This is a genomic window from Streptomyces sp. SID13726 (genome assembly GCF_010548375.1).
Classification (GTDB): Bacteria; Actinomycetota; Actinomycetes; order Streptomycetales; family Streptomycetaceae; genus Streptomyces.
In genome coordinates this window covers 1-426 of sequence record NZ_JAAGLY010000524.1, presented here as the reverse complement: position 1 = coordinate 426, position 426 = coordinate 1, and the positions used below count along the sequence as shown (strand labels likewise).

The window sequence follows — 426 nt, the reverse complement described above, 5'->3', positions numbered from 1 at the left end:
AGGCTCCGGCGTCCGCGACGTCGGCCTGCGAGGGGTGCTCGTCGGCCAGCAGCCGCTCGGCGTTGCGCGCGTACCAGCGCATGGCCTTCGCGCACTTCGCCGCTTCGGCCCGGGCGGCTGCGATCGGCTTGCCCATCTCGATCGTCATCGTGCGGGCGATGTCGTCACGATCCTGGTCCAGCAGGTCGGCCGCGCGGTCGAGGAGGCGGGCCCGCTCGGCGAACCCCGTGGTGCGGTGGCTCCGGAAGGCCGCGTGGGCCGCCGCCAGGCGCTGCTCGATCTGCCCGGCGTCCAGCTCGTCGAACGTCTTGAGCGTCTCGCCGTTCGCGGGGTTGACGGTTGCGATGGGCACGTCCGGCCCTCCTCGTCCTCGATGCGTCGAACCGAACCGAACCGAACGGAACGGAACCGGACCGTACCGGCCAC

1 protein-coding gene is annotated in these 426 nt (G+C 72.3%); it reads right to left on the bottom strand.

All coding sequences use genetic code 11. The features are described from left to right. Positions 1–352: aldehyde dehydrogenase family protein (locus G3I78_RS48925; protein ID WP_164437122.1), on the bottom strand; the 352-nt coding region annotated here is incomplete at its 3' end. Positions 353–426: the final 74 nt, after the last annotated feature.